15 protein-coding genes are annotated in these 19,533 nt (G+C 61.8%); 4 read left to right on the top strand and 11 right to left on the bottom strand.

Features of this window, described 5'->3' with window-relative positions; genetic code table 11:
• Nucleotides 1–27: 27 nt before the first annotated feature.
• Both AFIC_RS09325 and AFIC_RS09320 read right to left on the bottom strand, forming a co-directional pair.
• Entirely contained in the window at nt 28–1,398 is a 1,371-nt protein-coding gene (locus tag AFIC_RS09325) for a sigma-54-dependent transcriptional regulator (RefSeq protein ID WP_275245964.1), read from the bottom strand.
• Nucleotides 1,395–3,254 (bottom strand): sensor histidine kinase, encoded by a 1,860-nt coding sequence (locus AFIC_RS09320; RefSeq protein ID WP_275245963.1) that lies wholly within the window; start codon nt 3,252–3,254, stop codon nt 1,395–1,397. The genes AFIC_RS09325 and AFIC_RS09320 overlap by 4 nt, the downstream gene beginning before the upstream one ends.
• A 232-nt stretch (nt 3,255–3,486) precedes the next feature.
• Here AFIC_RS09320 and AFIC_RS09315 point away from each other — a divergent pair, with 232 nt between their 5' ends.
• Nucleotides 3,487–4,818: a dicarboxylate/amino acid:cation symporter gene (locus AFIC_RS09315; RefSeq protein WP_275245962.1), complete on the top strand. Its 1,332-nt coding sequence runs from the start codon at nt 3,487–3,489 to the stop codon at nt 4,816–4,818.
• Between the two features lie 87 nt (nt 4,819–4,905).
• Here the strand turns inward: AFIC_RS09315 and AFIC_RS09310 are convergent, their stop codons facing one another.
• The 4 genes from AFIC_RS09310 to AFIC_RS09295 all read right to left on the bottom strand — a co-directional run bounded on the left by AFIC_RS09310 (nt 4,906) and on the right by AFIC_RS09295 (nt 11,952).
• Nucleotides 4,906–5,928, bottom strand: a complete 1,023-nt coding sequence (locus AFIC_RS09310) for a c-type cytochrome (RefSeq protein ID WP_275245961.1) — start codon at nt 5,926–5,928, stop codon at nt 4,906–4,908.
• Nucleotides 5,925–6,599: a c-type cytochrome gene (locus AFIC_RS09305; RefSeq protein WP_275245960.1), complete on the bottom strand. Its 675-nt coding sequence runs from the start codon at nt 6,597–6,599 to the stop codon at nt 5,925–5,927. Before AFIC_RS09305 ends, AFIC_RS09310 begins: the two co-directional genes overlap by 4 nt.
• A gap of 607 nt (nt 6,600–7,206) precedes the next feature.
• Nucleotides 7,207–8,130 (bottom strand): DUF5677 domain-containing protein, encoded by a 924-nt coding sequence (locus AFIC_RS09300; RefSeq protein ID WP_275245959.1) that lies wholly within the window; start codon nt 8,128–8,130, stop codon nt 7,207–7,209.
• Between the two features lie 81 nt (nt 8,131–8,211).
• Nucleotides 8,212–11,952: a vitamin B12-dependent ribonucleotide reductase gene (locus tag AFIC_RS09295; RefSeq protein ID WP_275245958.1), complete on the bottom strand. Its 3,741-nt coding sequence runs from the start codon at nt 11,950–11,952 to the stop codon at nt 8,212–8,214.
• Nucleotides 11,953–12,615: 663 nt separating this feature from the next.
• On the opposite strand from AFIC_RS09295, the gene AFIC_RS09290 reads away from it, so the two are divergent.
• Nucleotides 12,616–13,551 (top strand): DMT family transporter, encoded by a 936-nt coding sequence (locus AFIC_RS09290; RefSeq protein ID WP_275245957.1) that lies wholly within the window; start codon nt 12,616–12,618, stop codon nt 13,549–13,551.
• Between the two features lie 58 nt (nt 13,552–13,609).
• Here the strand turns inward: AFIC_RS09290 and AFIC_RS09285 are convergent, their stop codons facing one another.
• Complete coding sequence (locus AFIC_RS09285; RefSeq protein ID WP_275245956.1) at nt 13,610–14,029, bottom strand: BA14K family protein; 420 nt, start codon at nt 14,027–14,029, stop codon at nt 13,610–13,612.
• Nucleotides 14,030–14,283: 254 nt separating this feature from the next.
• Here AFIC_RS09285 and AFIC_RS09280 point away from each other — a divergent pair, with 254 nt between their 5' ends.
• A complete protein-coding gene (locus tag AFIC_RS09280) occupies nt 14,284–14,694 on the top strand; it encodes an NADH:ubiquinone oxidoreductase subunit NDUFA12 (RefSeq protein WP_275245955.1) in 411 nt (136 codons plus the stop codon).
• Between the two features lie 115 nt (nt 14,695–14,809).
• Nucleotides 14,810–15,727 carry a DUF2155 domain-containing protein gene (locus AFIC_RS09275; RefSeq protein WP_275245954.1) on the top strand — a complete coding sequence of 306 codons (918 nt, stop codon included), beginning with the start codon at nt 14,810–14,812 and terminating at the stop codon, nt 15,725–15,727.
• A 20-nt stretch (nt 15,728–15,747) separates the two neighbouring features.
• Here the strand turns inward: AFIC_RS09275 and aat are convergent, their stop codons facing one another.
• Genes aat through AFIC_RS09255 form a run of 4 tightly spaced genes read right to left on the bottom strand, consistent with a single transcriptional unit; the run spans nt 15,748 to nt 19,513 of the window.
• Nucleotides 15,748–16,434: a leucyl/phenylalanyl-tRNA--protein transferase gene (gene aat, locus AFIC_RS09270; protein WP_275245953.1), complete on the bottom strand. Its 687-nt coding sequence runs from the start codon at nt 16,432–16,434 to the stop codon at nt 15,748–15,750.
• A gap of 31 nt (nt 16,435–16,465) precedes the next feature.
• Nucleotides 16,466–17,548 carry a sensor histidine kinase gene (locus AFIC_RS09265; RefSeq protein WP_275245952.1) on the bottom strand — a complete coding sequence of 361 codons (1,083 nt, stop codon included), beginning with the start codon at nt 17,546–17,548 and terminating at the stop codon, nt 16,466–16,468.
• The gene (locus AFIC_RS09260) at nt 17,545–17,985 is read right to left on the bottom strand and encodes a response regulator (RefSeq protein WP_275245951.1); all 441 of its coding nucleotides are present in this window, start codon (nt 17,983–17,985) and stop codon (nt 17,545–17,547) included. The genes AFIC_RS09265 and AFIC_RS09260 overlap by 4 nt, the downstream gene beginning before the upstream one ends.
• Complete coding sequence (locus tag AFIC_RS09255) at nt 17,978–19,513, bottom strand: sensor histidine kinase (RefSeq protein ID WP_275245950.1); 1,536 nt, start codon at nt 19,511–19,513, stop codon at nt 17,978–17,980. The genes AFIC_RS09260 and AFIC_RS09255 overlap by 8 nt, the downstream gene beginning before the upstream one ends.
• Nucleotides 19,514–19,533 lie beyond the last annotated feature (20 nt).

Raw genomic sequence — 19,533 nt, 5'->3', positions numbered from 1 at the left:
CGGGGCTTTTTGTTTCCGGCGATGTGTTCAATTGGCTTTCGAGAACTCGCTGCGCACGATGCCGTGACGTTGCAGCTTGTCGTAGAAGGTCTTGCGCGGGATGCCGAGTGCTTCGATGGTGCGGCGGACGTCGCCGTCATGATTTTCGAGCGCCTCGCGGATGATCGACGCCTCGAACAGCTCCAGGCGTTCGGGCAGAGGCAATATGTTTTCGAGGCGTCCTCTGGCGTTGTCCTGCGTTTCATTGTCGAGGCCGAGCACGAAGCGCTCGGCGAAATGCGACAGCTCGCGCACGTTTCCCGGCCACTGGTGGTCGCGCAGGTAGCGATGCACGGAAGCCGGAACGTCAGGCACGGCCCGCTGGAAGCGCGCGGCGGCGCGGTTGGTGAAATAACCGAACAGCATCGGGATGTCGTCGCGCCGTTCCCGCAGCGGCGGGATCGACAATGTGATGACGTTGAGGCGGTAGTAAAGGTCCTCACGGAAATTGCCGCGCTGGGCGGGATCGCCGAGATCGACCTTTGAAGCGGCAACGATACGCAGGTCGATAGGGCGGACTTCATTGGTGCCGAGCGGTGCGACCTCGCGCATTTCCAGCACGCGCAACATCTGCACCTGAACCGATTGCGGCATGCTTTCGATTTCGTCGAGAAACAGCGTGCCGCCATCGGCATGCTGGATACGCCCGAGCCGGCGCTTCTGGGCGCCGGTGAATGCGCCTTGCTCGTGGCCGAACAGCTCGCTCTCGATGATGCTCTCCGGCAGGGCGCTGCAATTGAGGGCCACGAAATTGTTGGCTGAGCGGCGGCTGCTCCAGCGGTGCAGCAGCGTTGCGACGACTTCCTTGCCCGAACCGGTTTCTCCCGTCACCAGCACATCGACATCGGTATCGGCGATCTGGCGCAGCGTATGGCGCAACCATTCCATCGCCGGTGTCTGGCCGATCAGCGGCAGGCCGTTCTCGGCTTCGCCTGCGGCCTCACGCAGCGCGCGGTTTTCCATCACCAACTGGCGCTTCTCCGCCGCCTGCCGCACGCTGTGCGCCAGCCGCTCGGTGGCGAAAGGCTTGGTGATGAAATCGTAGGCTCCATCCTGGATAGCTTTCACCGCCATCGAAATATCGCCGTGGCCGGTGATGAGGATCACCGGAATGTCGGCATCCACGTGTTGCAGGCGCTGGAAGAACTGCAACCCGTCGATGCCCGGCATGCGGATGTCGGATACGACGACGCCATTGAAATGCCGGTCGAGCACGGCAAGCGCATCCGCCGCAGCGGTGAATGCCTGAACCTGGAATCCGGCAAGCTCCAGCGTCTGCTGGGTCGCCTTCAGAAGATCGCGGTCGTCATCCAGCAGGACGACGGAGAAAGAGGCGTTCATTGCTGCGCTCTGTGTCATGGAGCCCTCACCAGATAGATCGTGAAGCATGTGCCGTGTTCGCTGCTGTCAACCTCGATGCGCCCGCCATAATCGGAGACGATCTCCTTGGAGATCACGAGGCCGAGGCCGAGCCCGTTTTCCTTCGATGTATTGAATGGCGAGAACAGCGCGCGCCGGATGGCTTCGGGAATGCCGGGACCGTTGTCGGAGATTTTTACAGCGACCTCGTCGCCATGGGTTTCGACGGACACCTCGACACGCGGGTCGTCGCGTCCCTGTAGCGCTTCCAGCGCGTTCTGGAACAGGTTGATGAGCACCTGCTCGAGGCGGATGCGGGTGCCGGACACCTTGATGCCGGAGGCGGGCAGGTCGTATTTCAGTGCGTCCAGATGTCCAGCGAAGCGGCTTCTCAACAGCACCACCGCGCCGTCGATGGCGGCGCGCAGTTCGACGGATTCGGCGGCGGTGCGCCCCTTGCGGGCGAACGCCTTCAATTCGTCGGTGATGGAGCCGATGCGCTCCGTCAGCGAGGCGATCTTGCCCAGATTGTCGGCGGCTGATGAGGGCTGGCCGCGATCGAGGAAGATGCGGGCATTGTCGGCATAGGCGCGGATGGTCGCGACCGGCTGGTTGATTTCGTGCGCGACGCCTGCCGTCACCTGTCCGAGGATGGCGAGGCGATTGGCCTGCACCAGTTCCTGCTGGACGATCTGCAATTTTGCTCCGGTGGTGCGGTGATCGGAAATCTCGATCTCGAGCCGGTCGCGGGCGCGGCTCAGATCCTCGGTGCGTTCGGTGACGCGCCGTTCCAGTTCGACCCGCGCCATTTCGCTTGTGGCGATGCGCATCTGCGCCGCGTGGCGGCGCCACAGCAGGAAGGCGGCCAGCGCGAGCAGAGGGATGACGACGCCGAGCGCCAGCAGGCGCGCTTCGCGCATGGCGGCGGCCGTCGCCGGTTCGACAGGCACCAGATAATCCAGCCGCCAGGGCGTCGATGGCACCCGCGTCGTCAGCCTGAGATAGTTCGTATTGCGGCGGCCGGGCAATGTCGCCTGCACCAGCGAGGTGCCGGATGCGAGAGCCTGATTCTCGGCAATGGGAAGCGGCGTAAGCGGCGCGTCGCCGAATTGCAGGCTGCCGACAACGGTGGCGTACACCGTATCGGAGAGCTTACCGTCGGTCAGGAAGCGCCACGACGGGACACTGGTCAGCAGCACGACCCCGTGCTCGTCGATGACGTAAGACGGGCGGTTGCTTTCGCGCCAGTCGGCCTCGAGCTGGTCGAATTCCATCTTCACGACGACGATGCCGAGCGGCTTCTGCAAGCTGCCGACGATGCGCGAGATGTACAGGCCCGGCCGCTTGCTGATGCTGCCGAACGCGAAATACTCCGCCGTACCCTCGCGCATGGCGCGGAAGAAATACTCGCGGTAGGCATAGTCGTTGCCGACGAAGCTGTCGGATTCCTGGAAGTTGCTGGAAGCGATGGTCACGCCATCGGTGCCGATCACGTAAAGCACGGCGGCCTTGGTGCCCGCCACGAGCCCTTCCAGTTTCTCGTTCAGTCTCGCGACGGACGCGGCATCGCCGATGGCGAGGGCGTCATGCACCCGCTGGTCCTGCGACAGCAGTAACGGAATGGCGCGCGGGCTTTCCAGACTGGCGCGCAGCAGCGCCACTTTCAGGTTGGCGTCGGTTCGGCCCTGCTCGGTGAGGGTCGCGATTTCGCGGACCCGGCCGAAATATCCGGCGACGACCAACGTGATGCCGATCAGCGCGAGTGCCAGCACGGCAAAGCCGATCCAGACACGGCGGGTCCGTCTCCGGAGCTGGGCGGGCGTGAGGACAGGGGCTGGCTGTGCGGCCGGTGGCATGGCGTATCTGTGCATTTTTCTGCACATCTCTCAATACCATAAGTGCGAATTATCGCCCAAAACTGGTTTGAGGCGGACGCAGTAGCAAACAAAATCAAGAAATATCAATGCGTTGAAGAAAATAAAGCGGCTGGCACGGGGGTTGCTGATGTCTGCCGTGGCGGCTGTTGGCCGCGACAGTTCAACAATCGACCCCGAGGCGGAACATGGCCATCGGGGCAGGGAGGCTAACATGCAGACCACTTTCGAGGCCGTGGAGAAGCACGGCAAGGTTCCGTTCTACCGGCATCTCTATGTCCAGGTTCTGGCGGCGATCGTCGCGGGCGTTTTGCTCGGGCATTTCGATCCCGGCGTCGGCGCGGCGATGAAGCCGCTCGGCGATGCCTTCATCAAGCTGGTGAAGATGGTGATCACGCCGGTGATCTTCCTCACGGTCGCGACCGGCATCGCGGGCGTGTCGGATCTCAAGCGCGTCGGCCGCGTCGCCGGCAAGGCGATGCTCTACTTCCTGACGTTCTCGACGCTGGCGCTGATCATCGGTTTGATCATTTCCAACGTGGTGCAGCCGGGCGCGGGCATGCACATCGACCCCGCGACGCTCGACGCCAAGGCCGCCGCCGCTTACGCCGCGAAGGCGCACGACGCTTCCATCGTCGGCTTCCTGATGGACATCATTCCGAACACCATCGTCGGCGCGTTCGCCAAGGGCGACATCTTGCAGGTGCTGTTCTTCTCGGTGCTGTTCGGCGTGGCGCTGGCGATGGCGGGCGACCACGGCAAGCCGGTCGTCGATTTTCTACAGGCGCTGACCAATCCGGTGTTCCGTCTGGTCGCGATCCTGATGAAGGCAGCGCCCATCGGCGCGTTCGGCGCGATGGCCTTCACCATCGGCAAATACGGCATCGGCTCGATCGCCAATCTCGCCTTCCTGATCGGCACGTTCTACGTCACGTCGCTGTTGTTCGTGCTGGTCGTGCTCGGCGCGGTCGCCCGCTACAACGGCTTCTCGATCCTGGCGCTGATCCGCTACATCAAGGAAGAACTCTTGCTGGTGCTCGGCACATCGTCGTCGGAAGCGGCACTGCCCGCGCTGATGACGAAGATGGAGCGCGCGGGCTGCGACCGCTCGGTCGTCGGCCTCGTGATTCCGACCGGCTATTCCTTCAACCTCGACGGCACCAACATCTACATGACGCTGGCGGCGTTGTTCATCGCGCAGGCGACCGACACGCATCTGAGCCTCGCGAACCAGATCCTGCTGCTTTTGGTGGCGATGCTGAGCTCGAAGGGCGCGGCGGGCATCACGGGTGCTGGCTTCATCACACTGGCGGCGACGCTGTCGGTGGTGCCGTCGGTGCCGATCGCGGGCATGGCGCTGATCCTCGGCATCGACCGCTTCATGTCGGAATGCCGCGCGCTGACGAATTTCGTCGGCAACGCGGTCGCGACCGTCGTCGTCGCGCGCTGGGAGAACGAACTCGACCAGACGAAATTCGCGGCCGCACTGGCCGGCGAATTGCCGGAGGACGAAGCAGCCTACGAGCCTGAATTGCAGGCGGCGTGAGGAGGCGACCTTCGGGTTACAAAGCCGCTGCATGACAAATACGAAAGCCCCGCGCGAGCGGGGCTTTTTTGTCAGGCGGCGAAGATTCTATTTGTCGTCGGGGTTTGCCGCGTTGATCGTGCCGGACGGCGTGGACTTCTCGCCCAGAAGCACGCCGTTGACGACGATCCCGTATTTCGATGTCGGCTCGTCGTGATATTTCTTGCGGGTCTCGGCGACGGAGCCGTTGAAACGCGGGTCCTGAGGCCTTTCCTGGCTGTCCATGTAAGTGGCGACATCCCACGCATCCTGATCGCTGAGCGTGCCTCCCAGACCAAGCGGCATGTTGGCCTTGATGAACCCGGCGGCGTTGTTGATCGATCCCATGCCCGCGCCCCAGTTGAAGGAGCGCGCGCCCCACAGCGCCGGAAACACGGTCTGCCCGTCAGCGGATTTTTGTCCCTCGCCGTTGCCGCCATGGCAGACGGCGCAATGCTGCGCATAGACCTGCGCGCCGCGATCGTAATCCGCGGGCTTCTCCGGCGGCTTCAATTTGGGATAGCCATGGCCTTCCACGGCGACGCCGGTCGGGCCGCCCTTGGCGAGGAAGTAGGCGTATGTCTCCAGCGCGACCAGCACCTTGTCATTGAAGGCGGGCGCCTTGCCGTTCATGCTGAAGCGGAAACAACCCTGCAATCGCTCCTGAAACGAATTCACATGGCCGTTCTTCGCGCGATAGGCGGGATACAGCAGATACGCAGCGCCCAAGGGGGCCGAGTGAGGCTGGCGGCCGCGATCGATGTGGCAATTCGAGCATTGCAGATCGTTGCCGACAAACTCCTTGGCGTTGTTTTGTGTGTCGTGAAAAATCGCTTCGCCGAGCCGCACCATGTCGCCGAACGGGCCTTTCGGAATCTCGCTTTCCGGAGGAGGCGCGTAAGACGATGATGCTTTTGCCTGAGGCTTTGCAGCAACCGGCGTAACCTTCGCAGGAGCCGGGGATGAGGCCGGGGCAGCGGTCACTGTTGTCTCGGTCGATGCCTTTGGCAGCGTGTAGCCGATGAAACCGGCCGCGGCGAGGGCAAGGACGCCTGCGAACCAGGCGGAGGGTGTCAGCTGATTATCATTCATGGCTTGTTGCCCGATGCAATCGTCGAGGAGATGACCGGAAGGCTCGCGTAATAAGCGGCAACCGCCTTGATCTGATTGTCGTCGAGTTTTTTGGCGACGTTGGCCATCAGGCCCATCGGATCGTTTTTCCGCTCGCCCGATTTCCAGGCGTTCAACTCGGTTTCGATGTAAGCGGCGGATTGTCCCGCGATGCCCGGAAATGACGCGCCGACGCCGAGACCGCTCGATCCGTGGCATTGTCCGCATCCGGGCAACCCTTTGGGCCAGTCTCCGACGGCGGCCAGTGAAGCGCCGGCTTTGACGAGATCGGGGTCAGGCGCGGAATCCTCGGCGGCTTTCGGCGCCTTGAGACCGGCATAATAGGCGGCGATGGCCTTGCGCTCGTCATTGCTCAACGCCGCTGCGACCGGCTGCATGGTGTCGCTTTTCCGCGAATTGTCTTGGAAGTTCGCGAGCTGATGCGCGATGTAAGTCGCGTTCAACCCGGCAAGGCGGGGAAAACCGGCGGCGGGCTGTCCTTCGCCTTGCTCGCCATGGCATGAAGAGCAGCCCGGCGCGCCGTTCGAGGTGCCGTTCGCGGCGATGTCCTTGCCGTCCGCCGCATAGGTCGCGGTCGTGACAGGCAGCAGGGCAATAGCAAGCGCCATCAGGCGCAAGGAAGAAGACTTCATGGAAGACCTCTCCGATCCTTTCAATCATCTTTGATGTTCGACTGCGCGAACATCCGCCCATGACGGGCGGAAAAGAAAAAGCGGAATCGTCAGGATACACGCAGGCCGCATTTTCAGCGGCCTTCGCGAACACTTCTGTGTTGCAGGCGGGAAGCAAACGGTGCGCCACATGCGCGTTATGTACTTTAGAACTTACTAAAGTTACGATTCAACGCAAGTTGTTTCGCGACAAATTTTTGCGAGCGGGTGGGGGAATTGGTCATAAAATGCGAAAGCCCCGCGAGAGCGGGGCTTTTTGTTTGATGTAAGGAAAACGCGGCAGCTGATTTACAGTCAGCTCCCTTGGGGATAATACACCATTCTGCATAACGGGCCTTCACCTTCGCCGCGACAGCGCTTCCCGTTTGCCTTCTGAGCTTCGTGATGCGCGGCGAGAGCGGCATCTATGAATGGCTCGCCGCCGGCAAATTCGCGGTCGCCAATGCCATTATCGGGCGATCTTTATTGGGACGGTGTGGCTGCTGGTGAGGGCGAAGCTGTTTCCTGTTCCGCCGAGCGTGGTGCAAGAAGTGAAGAAGGCGGCGTAGGAAGATCCGTAGTCGGGAGATTAGAGCGCTTTAGAATTGATCAGGAACGCCTCGTGAGCTTCCATCGCCCTATGAATTCGATGGAATAAATCATCAAGACGATCATCGAAGAACTCACTGTCTTCTTCAAATAGCAGCTGAAAATAATCTTTGACCGCATCCACCGCGAGAAGCGCCGTCGTATCCGCTATTTGTGGCCGTGGATGTGTCCAAGTTAAGCTTGGTGTAAAGCCCTCCGTCTCGTCTTCGCTTTCTAAGTGCATTTCCAACAAATCCATCCAATTACCGTGGACGGCTGCCGAGGGCCCTCCGAACGTGCCCAAATAAACTTTATGCAACCCAATTTCTTCTGCGCGTTGATACAAATTTTTGTTGCCCCATTCTTTTGGCTTTGAGGGCGATAAATTGTCGAGATTCATCTCAGACATATTTACGGCGCGAGCGATTGACGCGAGCATTCTCTTTTCGACAGGTAAGATGTCTCCATCTCTCTTTTCTATATTCTCAGAGATTCTGTTATGAAGTCGCTTTTCCTGTTTAAATGAATAAGCGACATAAGAATCGAAAATCTCCGGATTTTTTGAATGTCGTATCAAAAAGCGAAGATTTACGATGCATTCAAAGGTAAGGCGAGCAATAATAAAAGTGATTTCTCGTCGCCGCTGGCACACTTGATCGAGAAGCGCGGAAATTAGTTTGTAGAGTCGAACTAGATGGCCGCCTAAGATGGCTTGATTTCTGTTCCAACGCCCCGTCTGGCCGGGAAGAATACTTCCGGCAACACAAATATATGAGCCAACCTCGATAAGAAGTTCGACTGAAAGAGCGTTAAATTCGTCTTCGGACTCGAAACCCTCAAGTCGAGTATCACTCACATCAGCGATCTTTATGTCTTCGATTTGAGTAAATAAGCCCGTAGAGTTTTCATTGGATTCGTCGCTCAAAAATATGCCCTTGTATTGAAAAGGCCCACCGATCGATGAATCGGTGGGCTAATGTTTCTTGCTAGAATTTAAGGGCACCCCTCACGAACACCCCGTCGTGCTTCCGCACGTATCGCACTTCATGCAGGTGCCGTTGCGCACCAGCGTGAAGTTGGAGCACTCCGAGCACATGTCGCCTTCGTAGCCGCGGGCTTTCGCTTCCGCGCGGCGCTCGGCTTTTGACAACGTGGCGGGGGCGGCTGCGGCCTGCGCGGTGCCTGCCTTGCTCCAGTTCTGCTGCTCGAGCTTTTCTGTCGGCGACAATGCGCGCTCCGGCTCCGCCGTCTTCAGCGCGGCGGCGCTTTCCGCACCTGAGGCCATCGCGGTGACGCGCGATCCGCCGACCGGGGCGGAGTCATTATGCGCGGTGACGGCCGCGCTCGCGCCGCCCTGCATGACAACGAGGTTGTCGGAACGGGAGCGGGTGAGGCCCTTGGAGAGATACTTGCTCGGGCCGCTCTGCGCCTTGCCCTCTGACACGCCCTTGCCGAGCGCGTCGAACTGCGTCTCGCTCGGATCGACATGGGCGAGGTCGTAGCGCGACAGGTAGCTCACCGCGAGTTCGCGGAACACGTAGTCGAGGATCGAGGTCGCGTATTTGATGGAGTCGTTGCCCTGCACCGGGCCGGCGGGCTCGAAGCGGGTGAAGGTGAACGCATCGACATACTCGTCCAGCGGCACGCCGTATTGCAGGCCCAATGAAACTGCAATGGCGAAGTTGTTGATGAAGGAGCGCAGAGCCGCGCCTTCCTTGTGCATGTCGACGAAGATCTCGCCGAGGCGGCCGTCGTCATATTCGCCGGTACGCAGATAAACCTTGTGCCCGCCGACGATGGCCTTCTGGGTGTAGCCCTTGCGGCGGTCCGGCATCTTCTCGCGCTCGCGCGAGACATGCTCGACCACGCGTTCGACGATCTTCTCCACCACCTGCGTGGCGCGCGCGGCCATCGGCTTGTCGTGGAATGCCTCGATCGCATCGTCCTCGTCGTCATCGTCGGCGATGAGCTGCGAGTTTAGCGGCTGCGACAGTTTCGAGCCGTCGCGATAGAGCGCGTTGGCTTTCAGCGCGAGCTTCCACGATAGCAGGTACGCCGACTTGCAGTCGTCCACCGTGGCGTCGTTCGGCATGTTGATGGTCTTGGAGATCGCACCCGAGATGAAGGGCTGCGACGCCGCCATCATGCGGATGTGGCTCTCGACCGACAGATAACGCTTGCCGACCTTGCCGCACGGGTTGGCGCAGTCGAACACCGCGTAGTGCTCGTCCTTGAGATGCGGCGCGCCTTCCACGGTCATCGCGCCGCAGATGTGGACGTTGGCGGCCTCGATGTCGCGTCTGGAGAAGCCGAGTGCCGCGAGCAAATCGAAGCCGGGAGCGTTCATCACTTCGGGCGCGATGTGCAGGCTGTCGCGGATGAAATCCTCGCCCAGCGTCCACTTGTTGAACACGAACTTGATGTCGAAGGCGGTCGGCAGCGCCTTCTCGACCTTCGCCAGCGCTTCATCGGTGAAGCCCTTGGTCTTGAGCGAGGAGGCGTTGATGCCGGGCGCGTTCGACAGCGAGCCGTGGCCCACCGCGTAGGCTTCGATCTCGGCGATCTCGCTCTCGCGATAGCCGAGCGCGCGCAGCGCTTCCGGCACGGCGCGGTTGATGATCTTCCAATAGCCGCCGCCCGCGAGCTTCTTGAACTTCACCAGCGCGAAGTCGGGCTCGATGCCGGTGGTGTCGCAATCCATCACAAGGCCGATGGTGCCGGTCGGCGCCACCACCGTGGTCTGCGCGTTGCGGTAGCCGTTGGCCTTGCCGAGTTCCAGTGCGCGGTCCCACACCGCCCTGGCGTGGTCCACGATGTCCGCCTGCGGGCAGGAGGCATGGTCGAGCGGCACCGGGTTGACGGCGAGCGCCTCGTAACCGGCTGCTTCGCCATGCGCGGCGCGGCGATGGTTGCGGATCACGCGCAGCATGTGGCTCGCGTTCTTCTTGTAGCCGGGGAAGGTGCCAAGCTCGGCCGCCATTTCGGCGGAGGTCGCGTAGGCGGTGCCGGTCATGATCGCGGAGAGGGCGCCGCACAGCGCGCGGCCCTCCTTGGAGTCGTAGGACAGGCCCATGGTCATCAACAGGCCGCCGATGTTGGCGTAGCCGAGGCCGAGCGTGCGGAATTCGTAGGACAGCTCCGCGATCGCCTTCGACGGGAATTGCGCCATCATGACGGAGATTTCGAGCACGACGGTCCACAACCGGCACAGATGCTCGTAAGCGTCGGTGTCAAAACGGCGGGTGTGGGTGTCGTAGAACGTCAGCAGGTTCGCGGAGGCGAGGTTGCACGCCGTATCGTCGAGGAACATGTATTCCGAGCACGGGTTCGACGCGCGGATGTCGCCGGACGCCTTGCAGGTATGCCAGTCGTTCATCGTGGTGTTGAAGTGCAGGCCAGGATCGGCGGAGGCCCATGCGGCGTAGCCGATCTTCTCCCACAAATCGCGGGCCTTGAGCGTCTTGGTCACCTTGCCGTTGGTGCGGCCGATCAGATTCCACGAACCATCGGTCTCCACCGCGCGCAGGAAGTCGTCCTTCAGCGACACCGAGTTGTTGGAGTTCTGGCCGGAGACCGTGAGGTAGGCTTCCGAATCCCAGTCGGTATCGTAGGTGTCGAACTGGATATCGGTGTAGCCCTGACGCGCGAACTGGATCACGCGTTTGATCATGTTGTCGGTGACGAGCGCGCGGCGGGCGAGCTTGATCTCGCGCTTCAGCGCGGGGTTCTTCTCGGGCAGATAGCAGTCGTCGCCGGGGCCTTCGCAGTTCACGCAGGCCTTCATGATGGCCTTGAGGTGCTTCTGGTTGATCTTGGAGCCGGTCACGAGGGCCGCGACCTTCTGCTCCTCGCGCACCTTCCAGTCGATATAGGTTTCGATGTCCGGATGATCGGCATCGACCACCACCATCTTCGCCGCGCGGCGCGTGGTGCCCCCGGACTTGATTGCGCCCGCCGCGCGGTCGCCGATCTTGAGGAAGCTCATGAGGCCCGACGAGCGGCCGCCGCCCGACAGTCTCTCGCCTTCGCCGCGCAGCCGCGAGAAGTTCGAGCCGGTGCCCGAGCCGTATTTGAATAGGCGCGCTTCACGCACCCACAGGTCCATGATGCCGCCCTCGTTGACGAGATCGTCCTCGATGCCCTGGATGAAGCAGGCGTGCGGCTGCGGATGCTCGTACGACGATTTCGACTTGGTCAGCTTGCCGGTCTTCCAGTCGACGTAATAGTGGCCCTGTCCGGGACCGTCGATGCCGTAGGCCCAATGCAGGCCGGTGTTGAACCATTGCGGCGAGTTCGGCGCGACCATCTGCTTTGCGAGCATGAAGCGCAGCTCGTCATGGAAGGCGTGCGCGTCGTCCTCGGAAGTGAAGTAGCCGCCCTTCCAGCCCCAATAGGTCCAGCAACCGGCGAGGCGATCGAACACTTGCTTTGCCGTGAGTTCGCCGATGAAGCGCTCGGACTCGGGCAGGGCCTTGAGCGCCTCGGTGTCCGGCACCGAGCGCCACAGCCATGAGGGGACGGTTTCTTCCTCGACCTTCTTCAACTTCGCTGCGACACCGGCCTTGCGGAAATATTTCTGCGCCAGCACATCGGAGGCGACCTGCGACCAGAACTCCGGCACCTCGACATTGTCGAGCTTGAACACCACGGAGCCATCGGGATTGCGAATCTCGCTCGTCGTCAGCCGGAAGGAAATCTCGGCGTAGGGTGACTGATCGACCTTGGTGTAGCGGCGTTGAATTCGCATCGTATGCCCCGTCTCAATGTCCGGCAGGCCCGCATTCTCGCGGCGCCGGAAGATTTCAGTTCGCGAACCTAAGGTTCGCCGTTTGGCCATGATCTGGCCCGAATGCGGCCCCGGCCTGTTTAACTCTGCGGAGCGTCGTCAGGTTCTGCGCCCGACCGGCTCCAACGCCACCCACCCGTTCATGCCCGCGTTGTGTTCGCGGGCTAGACTTCAAAAACCGCAGACAAGTCCTCTGTCCGCGGCCTGTCCCGGCACGGCGGAGCTGTCTGCTGGCTTGTTGCGATAGGGTCTGGCGCCAACGCGAATACTCCGCACCCGACAGTCCGAACGCTAGGACGACTCCCGCGCGCCCGTCAAGAATTAGTACTCAATCCTGAATCAAACACTAAATATGGTGGAAAACGGGGATTGCCAGTGGCGTTCAGCCTCGTTGGGCCGTGTGTCCCGCCAGCAAAGTATGGGTGAGTCCGTCCCGATTCCAAAGGCGAAAATGCCCCTTTCGGCAGGTTCCTTGCTCACCGTTCCCGGCCTTGGAAGACATGCAGAAACTGCCGTCGTCCATGCATCCAGTCTGGCGCTTTTCGGGTGGACCGTGGGGCCGCCGCGTGGCTTTCTCCCCGTCTTCCACAATCACTGTGGGTATAGATTCTCCGAGAGCAGCCGATGGACCAACGCGCGCCGGACGAGCCGATTGCGGTGTCGCCTCCAACTTCCTCGACCCAACCGCCGCACGAAAACCGTGCCGTCGGCTACGCGTTGCTGTTCGTCGCCACCATTATCTGGGGCATCAACTGGCCCGTCGCCAAGTATCTGCTGCATGAACTGCCGCCGTTGACGCTCCGTGGCCTGCCGGGGGTGTTCAGCGCGCTGATTCTTGCGGGTTTCGTTCTGGCGAAGGGGCAGTCATTGCGCGCACCGCGTGGCGAATGGGGCAAGCTCGTTCTTTATGCGGCGCTGATGGTCGGCTTCTGGATGGGGCTGATGGGGCTGTCGCTGGTGCATCTGCCGGCTTCGGAAACCGCGATTCTCGGTGCCACGATTCCAGTGTGGGCCGCGGGTCTTGCGTGGCCGATGCTTGGCGAACGGCTTTCCGTGCTGCGGGTCATTGCCATTGCAATGGCGATCGGCGGCGTCGTGCTGTTGATGGGCGGCGACAGCATCAACGTCTCCTGGGAGAAGATACCGGGAATCGCTTACGCGCTGATAGCGGCCCTTCTGTTCGCTCTCGGCGCGGTTCTCGCCAAACGGCGGCCCATCGCGATTCGTCCGCTGCCGGCTGCGGTCTGGCAGATCGGGCTTGGCTGCTTTCCCGTGGCGCTGATCGGCATCCTGTTCGAGCATCCACACTTCGGCGGGATGTCGGCGCTTGGCTGGTTGCTGTTCGGATTCAGCACCATTTTTCAGGGAGCGATCGGCTATGCCTGCTGGTTTGCCGCGCTGGAGCGGTTGCCGGCCTCGACGGCCGCGATCGGGACATTGATCGTGCCGGTCACCGGCGTGGTGGCGTCGGCGATCTCCCTTGGAGAGCCGCTCGGCATTCCCCAGATCGGCGCATTGCTGCTGACGGTCATAGGCGTCGCCATCGCGGCGCGTTCGTAAGGCAACAAAAAAAGCGGCGTATTGCTACGCCGCTTTTCTTCATCCGTTACATGAAGATTTACGGGCAAGGATGGCGCAGGCCATCGTAACCGAGGAACGTGCCGCTGCGGGGGTCGTAGGATTTGTAGCGCTGCATGCAGTACGATACCGAGTCGCCTTCCACATAGGCAGGAGCGGGCGCGTAATAGCCCGGACCCGGACCGTAGTAATAGGGAGCCTGGCTTGCCGCGATGGCACCGCCGATCAGCGCACCGGCCGCGAGACCTGCGCCGACGCCGCCCCAGCCATAGCCGCCACGGCGGTAATAGCCATGACGACGCCACTGGACGTCGATGAGGTTGGAGGACGCGGTTGCGCCGCTTGCGGCCGACAGGGCCGACCCCGCCATCAGCGGCGCGGCATTCGCACTGGAACCCATGGTCAACGGCAGCGCCAACGCAATAGCGGCAACTGCGATACCCTTGGTCAAATTGCTCATTCTGTAACTCCAAAAAATCCCTGTCGGGCGATGTTCGCCATATTCTAACGCGCGGGATAAGGACGCGTTCCATGAAGTTCCCGAAATGTCGGGAGGGTTTTCGGCGCTTCTGTGGCAAAGTTCCATGACAAAATGCCCTACCTTTCCGTACCTTGCCCAAGCCGGAAGCGGTATCCGAAGCTGCATCTGGACAAGGGCAGAGGCGGGTGGCATCAAGGGCGCGCGCAAGACTCCCCGATCGCACGGATTCTCCCATGAAGCTGTTTTTCTTGAGGATTTTTACCTGGTGGAACGGATTCACGTTCGGGACCCAGCTTTGGACCTGGCGATTTGGTGAACTGGTCGGCACCGACGAGATGGGCAACCGCTATTACCGCACCAGGGGCGGCAAGATCGATCCGACTCTCGGAATCGAGCGGCGGTGGGTGATCTATGACGGCTATGCCGAAGCCACCAAGGTTTCGCCGGACTGGCATGGCTGGCTGCATCACACCGTCGATGTGCCGCCGACCGAGGAACATTACACGCCGCGCGAATGGCAGAAACCGCACCGCCCGAACCTGACCGGCACGCCGGCGGCCTATCGTCCGTCGGGTTCGACTCTGGCAAGCGGCCAGCGTCCCAAGGCGACCGGCGACTATCAGGCCTGGACGCCGGGTAGCTGAAAGACGAGCGGGCGCGCGCCCTTTCGCTGCCGCAATGCCCGTGTTAACCGATGGCCTCGCGCCGTGCGGTTTCCGTAGAATGTCGCGAGTTCGAATCGCTTAAGCAGAGCGCGCAATGTCCCGAACCGCCGCCACGATTTTGTTTGCGACATTGATCGCGGTGCCGCCGCTCGCCTTGCCGTCCGCGCGCGCGCAGATCGGCAATATCTTTTCCGATCAGCCATTGCGTCCTCCCGCCGGAATCCAGCGCGGCGATCCTTCACAGGACCCCGACGAAGAAGAAGTGCCCGAAATTCCGCAGGGCCGCCTGTTGCCCGCGCCGCAGCAGTCCCGGCCATTGCCGCGAGGGCAGGCCGCGCCCTTGCCGGGCGCCGTGCAATCCCAGCCACTGGCGCCGCCGCCGGGCAGCGCGGCGGTCCCTCCGCAGCAACAGCATCCGGGTGTCGCGGCCAATCCGCCGGCAGCCAATCCGCTGCCCGGCCTGCCACCGGGCCAGAAGCAGCCGCGCGGCAATCCGCAGCAATCTCCGGCGACGTTGCAGCCCGGCGACGAGATCGTGACCGAGCCGCCCGCCGTGAAGATTCCGAACAGGAAGGCGGTGTTCTCCGGTCTCGACAAGATCACCGGCCGCATCATCACCTTCGATGAAGATATCGGCGAAACCGTTCAGTTCGGCGCGCTGCGGGTGAAGACCGATGCCTGCTACACGCGCCCCGCGACAGAGGCGGCGAACACCGACGCGTTCGTCGAGGTCGATGAGATCACGCTCCAGAATGAAGTGAAGCGGATCTTCTCCGGCTGGATGTTCGCGGCGAGCCCCGGCCTGCATGCGGTCGAACATCCCATCTATGACGTCTGGCTGACGGATTGTAAGGGCCCTGAGCAGCCGGTAACGGCGCAGAACGAGCCGGTGAAGCCTCCGCCGCCTGTGCAACAGCAGCAGCCGAAGCGCCAGCCGCGGCCTCAGCCGCCAGCTCAGCAACCTGTGCAGCAGCGCCAAATGCTGCCGCCGCCGCCCGGTGCTTTCCGTTAGGCTTACCTAACAGCGCAGAGTTACGTCTGGCCGCCTGTCCCGCGCACGATCGCGAGTGCATCCGCGCCATTCACAGGGCGATCGGCAGGCAGTGCGAAAAAATCTCCCGGCAATTGAATGGCGTGGTCGAGCAGCGAACGATATTTGCGGCGGGATATCTCGACGGCGCCAAGGCTACGCAGATGTTCGGTGACGAATTGCGTATCGAGCAGCCCGAAGCCGCCCGCGATCAGGCGCGCGGCGAGATGAACCAGCGCCACCTTGGAAGCGTCGCGGCTGCGGTGGAACATGCTCTCGCCGAAGAATGCGCCGCCGAGCGACACGCCATACAGCCCGCCCGCAAGCTCGTCGCCGTCCCATGCCTCGATGCTGTGGCAGTGGCCGATCCCATGCAGCGCGCCGTAGAGCTTGCGGATGCGGTGGTTGATCCATGTGTCCTCGCGCCCGGGCTGGGGAGCCGCGCATTCGCCGATGACGCGCTCGAAAGCGGCATTGACCGTGACGCGGTAGCGGTCCGAGCGCACGGTGCGTGCGAGGCGAGAGGAAATATGCAGGCCATCGAGCGGAAAGATGCCGCGCTGTTCCGGCTCCACCCAGAACAGGCTCGGATCGTCGGCGCTTTCCGCCATCGGAAAGATGCCGCAGGCATAGGCCCGCAACAACACCTCGGGCGTGATTTCGGACGTTGCGGTGTCGCGCGAGCTCATGGGCTCATTGTAGCGGAAGATGCCGCCGCCGTCAGGCGTGTGCGGCGGGGGGCGTTTTGCCGGAGGGGCTGAAATTGATCACGATCCGCGTGCCGGAATGCGAGGGATCGCGTTCCACGCTCGCATCGAGCTTGATGGCCATGGCGCTGACGATGCGCTGGCCCATGCCGGTGGAGCGGGGGTCCTGCTTGGCCTGAAAGCCGACACCTTCGTCGGAGATCACGAGTTCGATGTTCTTCGCGCGATTGTGCAGATCGACATGGATCGGGCCTGCGCCGTCGGGGTAAGCGTATTTGACGGCGTTCATCACCAGTTCGTTGACGATGATGCCGATGCCGACCGCGCGGTCCGGATCGATCTCGACGGGATCGGCTTTCAGCGTCAGGCGCGACATGCGGTTGCCTTCGGCGGAACGGCGCAGATCCTCCAGCAGGGCTTCGAGATACTGGTTCAGCATGACGCTCTTGAGGTCGTGCGACGTGTAAAGGCGGCGATGAACTTGCGCGACCGCTGCGACACGGCCCATCGCATTGGTGAGCGCGGCCTTGACGTGTTCGTCGCTGCTCGACGACGCCTGAAGATGCAGCAGCGAAGCGATGATCTGAAGGGAGTTGCCGACGCGGTGGTTGACCTCGCGCAGCAACATCTCGCGTTCGGCCGCAAGTGCCGCATAGCGGTCGCGTGAGGCGTGGACCTCGGCCTCGGCTTCCTCGCGGGCCTTGCGCAGGCGCGCGGTTTCCAGTGCGCCGGTGACGGCCGCATGAAGCAGGGGAACGAAATCGCCCTTGGTGTCCTTGACGATATAATCGATGGCGCCGGCCTTCAGCGCGGTGATGGCGACCTGACTGTCTTCCGAGGCGGTGACGAAAACGATCGGCGGTGTCGCCATCGGCAGCCGGTAGATTTGCTCGAGCGTATCGAGGCCGTCGAGGCCGGGCATGTGCTGGTCGAGCGCGACGACGTCGATGCCGCCGCTTTTCAGGCGCGCGATTCCGCTTGCTCCATCGAGCGCGTGATCGACGTCGATGCCATGGCGTTCCAGTCCACGCTGGACGAGCCGGGCAAGGCCCGGATCGTCGTCGATATACAGCAATCGCGGTTTGGGGGGCGTCATGCTTTGACCGGCGGCACCTGTATCACGGAAAAGAACAGGCCGAGCTGACGAATGGCGTTGGCGAAGTTTTCGTAATTGACGGGCTTGGTGATGTAGACGTTGCAGCCGAGTTCGTAGCAGCGCTTGATCTCCTGCGCGTCGTCGGTGGTGGTGAGCACGACGACGGGCGCGGACTTCAGCGTTGCGTTGTCCTTGACGCGCCTGAGGATGTCGATGCCGGTCATGTCCGGCAGATTGAGGTCGAGCAGGATCAGAAGCGCCTGTCCCTTGTGCTGGTCGGCGGTTCCGTCCGCGCCGAACAGATAGTTGACGGCCTCGGTGCCGGTGGTGAAGGGGATGATGTCGTTATTGACGCCGGAACGGCGGATATTCCGCTCGATCAGGCGGGCGTGTCCCTCGTCGTCCTCGATCATCACGATTTTGACAGGATTACCCATACGACTTCCCTTGCCTTGATAAATTCCACTGTGCGGGCAGCGCTATCGTAAACGTGCTGCCCTTGTCGAGTTCGGACGAGACCGTAATGGAACCGCCGAGCCGGCGGACCAGGGCTCTCACATGCGCGAGGCCGATGCCTTGGCCGGGCTTGTCCTGCATGCCCGCGCGGCGAAACAGGTCGAAAATACGATCGTGATCATTGGGATCGATACCCCGCCCGTTGTCGATGACGTCGTATACCACAAAGCCCAGCTTGGTGCGGCCACGGATGCTGATTTCGCCGGGAACATCGTTCCGCAGATACTTCAGCGCATTTTCAATCAAATTGGAGAAGATCTGCTCGAGCGCAAGACGGTCGCTGACCAGATTGGGCAGGGGATCGATATTGATCTGCGCCTGAGCCTCGGTGGTCTGGTGGGTCATGCTGTTGGCGATTTCCTGAATCAGCGCGCGCATGTCCACATGGACAGGGTTGAACTCCCGCCGTCCCTCGCGCGTGAGCTTGAGGATCGCGCTGATGAGGCGATCCATTTTCCCGATCGACGATTTGATGAACCCAAGCGCCTCCGAAAAATCCTCCGACAGCTTGTGATCTTCAGGCGCGAGAACGAGTTCGTCGGCGCCTCCTTCCGAGACGGCCTGAGGCGGTGCGCCGGCCGCGGCGCGGCTATAGCGGGCGATGCGGTTGAAAATGTCTCCGCGCAATTCTTCCAGTTCGCTGGTGAAACCCATGATGTTGACGAGTGGCGAGCGCAGGTCGTGGCTGACGATATAAGCAAAGCGCTGGATTTCCTGATTGGCCTCGCGCAGATCGCCGGTGCGCTCATCCACGGTGGATTCGAGATTAAGATTGATGTCCCGCAGTCGTGCCTCGGCATCGTTGCGCGCACGCGCCGACGTGCGAAGCAGCAGAATGGAAAGGACCGCGAACAGAATGATGAAGCCGCTGCCGATGATCGTGACCATCACATTCAGCGACTGGCTGCGATCCGCTGCATCGGTGCGAAGCTCGAACAGGCGATTTTCCTCCGCACGCATGTCACGCGCAACATCCAGCAGGTGGCTCATTTCATCGCCCTGCGAGGATTTCATCAGGGCCGTTCGGGCTTGGTCGATCCGGCCGGAATCAATCTCTGGGATGACGGTGTGGAAGAATTGAAGCCGCTGCTTTACCAGCTTTTCAAGTGTCGCAATGTTGCTTTGTTCGACGGGATTATCCTGTGTTAATTCCCGCAACCGGGAAATCGATGGAGTGATCAGCGCTTCGGCCTGCTCGAAGTCGGACCGGTAGCTCTTGTCCTGGGTCAGGAGGAAGCCACGCAGGGCGCTTTCGGCGCGCTGGAGCTGGAGCTGGACGATGCCGATCTGGCCTTCGACCTCGATCGTATGCGTCACCCACAATGAGTCGGTGCGGGCGCGATGGCCGAGATAAAGCGAGGCGGCACTGATTGCGACGAGTATGAGAAAGCCGGCCGTCAAAAGGCCAATCTGCCACATCGTACGAAGGCGCGCGGCTTCCGAAGTCACGACAGCCTCTCGGTCACGTT

It is taken from the genome of [Pseudomonas] carboxydohydrogena (genome assembly GCF_029030725.1).
GTDB lineage: Bacteria > Pseudomonadota > Alphaproteobacteria > Rhizobiales > Xanthobacteraceae > Afipia > Afipia carboxydohydrogena.
Note: the sequence above shows the minus strand (reverse complement) of the source record. Positions and strands in the feature narration are given on the sequence as shown.

Coding starts and splice junctions, on each gene's coding strand:
- AFIC_RS09325 (WP_275245964.1), bottom strand. CDS start 1,398: ATGACACAGAGCGCAGCAATGAACGCCTCTTTCTCCGTCGTCCTGCTG.
- AFIC_RS09320 (WP_275245963.1), bottom strand. CDS start 3,254: ATGCCACCGGCCGCACAGCCAGCCCCTGTCCTCACGCCCGCCCAGCTC.
- AFIC_RS09315 (WP_275245962.1), top strand. CDS start 3,487: ATGCAGACCACTTTCGAGGCCGTGGAGAAGCACGGCAAGGTTCCGTTC.
- AFIC_RS09310 (WP_275245961.1), bottom strand. CDS start 5,928: ATGAATGATAATCAGCTGACACCCTCCGCCTGGTTCGCAGGCGTCCTT.
- AFIC_RS09305 (WP_275245960.1), bottom strand. CDS start 6,599: ATGAAGTCTTCTTCCTTGCGCCTGATGGCGCTTGCTATTGCCCTGCTG.
- AFIC_RS09295 (WP_275245958.1), bottom strand. CDS start 11,952: ATGCGAATTCAACGCCGCTACACCAAGGTCGATCAGTCACCCTACGCC.
- AFIC_RS09290 (WP_275245957.1), top strand. CDS start 12,616: ATGGACCAACGCGCGCCGGACGAGCCGATTGCGGTGTCGCCTCCAACT.
- AFIC_RS09285 (WP_275245956.1), bottom strand. CDS start 14,029: ATGAGCAATTTGACCAAGGGTATCGCAGTTGCCGCTATTGCGTTGGCG.
- AFIC_RS09280 (WP_275245955.1), top strand. CDS start 14,284: ATGAAGCTGTTTTTCTTGAGGATTTTTACCTGGTGGAACGGATTCACG.
- AFIC_RS09275 (WP_275245954.1), top strand. CDS start 14,810: ATGTCCCGAACCGCCGCCACGATTTTGTTTGCGACATTGATCGCGGTG.
- aat (WP_275245953.1), bottom strand. CDS start 16,434: ATGAGCTCGCGCGACACCGCAACGTCCGAAATCACGCCCGAGGTGTTG.
- AFIC_RS09265 (WP_275245952.1), bottom strand. CDS start 17,548: ATGACGCCCCCCAAACCGCGATTGCTGTATATCGACGACGATCCGGGC.
- AFIC_RS09260 (WP_275245951.1), bottom strand. CDS start 17,985: ATGGGTAATCCTGTCAAAATCGTGATGATCGAGGACGACGAGGGACAC.